Here is a 2,125-nt window from a genome sequence, read left to right as displayed (position 1 = left end):
AAACTTCTTACAGAGTAAAATCCTCGGATCTTAATGTAGGTTGTATAAAAGAAGCTTTTGGTATTCTGCTTAACCATTATACCATTCTTCGAACTTCCTTTGATAACCATTACGGAGAAATTCCGCTTCAGCTTGTCCACAAAAAAGCCCATGTAGACTTTCAACATGTGATATTGTCAGACAAAACATCTTTTGCTGAAGATATAGAAAAGATCAAACAGAAAGATATAGCTCATGGTTTTGCTTTAGATAAGCCTACTCAGATGCGTCTGATAGTCATTGAGCTGTCGTCCGGAGAATATGAATTTATCTGGAGCTATCACCATATCATTATGGATGGATGGTGTTTAAGTATTCTGATCAATAATTTTTCAACAATTTTAAATTCTTTGCAGAAAGAAGAAGCTGTCAGTTTACCTGAGTCCCAGAAATACTCTTCTTACATCAAATGGTTGGAAGGAGTAGATAATGAAGAAGCTACTGCCTATTGGATGAACTATCTGAAAGGAACAGGTGTTCCAACACTGATTCCTTTTAAAAAGGAAGTAGAGGAAGAGCCTTTATTTCTCATAGAAAAAATTAGTATAAGACAAGAAGAATTTAAAATACTCAATACATTTTGTAAAGATTTAGGAATTACCTTAAACACCTATATACAGGCAGTGTGGTCTTACCTATTGAGTAAATATAATTCTTCTGAGGAAATTGTTTTCGGATCAGTGGTATCGGGGAGACCTGCAGAGTTGGAAGGTATAGAGAATATGATTGGTCTATTTATCAACACCATTCCTGTGCGTGTGTGTTTGGATGAAGCTGAAACTCCAAGAAGTCTTTTGAAAAAACTACACGATGATTCTATCAGGAATAAAGGCTACCATTTTAACAGCCTTTCAGAGATTCAGTCTTTATCTTCATTAGGAAAAGATTTGATCAACAATATTATAGTTTTTGAAAATCATTTGAGAAATGATAAGGAAGAAGAAGAAAAAACTATTTCCTCTACAGGATTATCATTTGAAGGAGCAGGAATCTTTGACCTGAATAATTATGATTTCAATATTATCGTTATTCCTGATAAAGAAGAAATAAATATAGAATTTAAATATAATTCGTCCTTATTCCACAGTCCATCAATAGTTTCTTTAATTTCCCACTTTGGAAATATGATAGATAAATTTAATGCTTCTGTAGACCAACCTCTATCTGATATTGAATATCTGGGAACAGAAGAAAAGAATTTATTATTAAATGAATTTAATGCTACCAGGGTTGTTTACCCTTCAGATGTTTCGATTATTAGTTTATTTGAAGAACAAGCCTCTAAAAATCCTGAAACAGTAGCTGTTGTTTTTGAAGAGACAGTATTGAGCTATGAAGAACTGAATCATCAGGCTAATGCCTTAGCTTCTCAGCTTCAGAATGATTATGGTATTCAAAAAGGAGATCATGTAGGTGTAATGCTTGGGCGTAGTGAGAAACAGATCATTTCCATTCTTGGTATTCTAAAATTGGGTGCCGTGTATGTACCAGTAGATGCTAACCTTCCAGAATCCAGAAAATCGAGCATGAGTGAAGGATTGCATTTATTGATTACGGAATCCTTCTTTTTGTTTGATTTGGATTTTTACGAAGGAAATTCATTTGCAATAGATGTTGAGTTTAACGGAAGCTATGCAGGTGATTTTGTTTCAGAGGAAACAGGAGGTTCAGATGTGGCTTATATCATTTATACCTCCGGTTCCACCGGTGAGCCTAAAGGAGTATTAACGACGCATTCAGGTATTGTGAATACGATATTGTCCCAAGCAGACCTTTTTGATCTCGGATCTTACTCCTGTATCGGTCAATTTGCTTCATTTTCATTTGATGCTTCTATTTGGGAAATATTTATGGCCTTAGTGTCAAGCAAAACTCTTTATATTCTTAATGATAAGGTAAGAAAAGATCCCTATGCGTTTGAGGACTATATTTCTGAGAATTATATTGATTTGATGACTTTACCTCCCGCATTTTTCAGTTTATTAAATGTTGAGAGACTTCAGGGATTGAAAGGTTTAATAACCGCAGGAGAATCAGCTATTATGGGGAAGACTAAGGAATATTTGAAGTATGGTACTTTTTACAA

Annotated in this window: 1 protein-coding gene; it reads left to right on the top strand. The window is 34.4% G+C overall.

Annotation, left to right across the window (positions count from 1 at the left end; genetic code table 11):
- Nucleotides 1–2,125: condensation domain-containing protein (locus tag G9C87_RS20665; protein ID WP_172284687.1), on the top strand; the 2,125-nt coding region annotated here is incomplete at both ends.

Source organism: Chryseobacterium sp. LAM-KRS1, assembly GCF_013184525.1.
Taxonomy (GTDB): domain Bacteria; phylum Bacteroidota; class Bacteroidia; order Flavobacteriales; family Weeksellaceae; genus Chryseobacterium; species Chryseobacterium proteolyticum.
The sequence above is the reverse complement of the archived record's forward strand: the minus strand, read 5'-3'. Positions and strand labels throughout refer to the sequence as shown.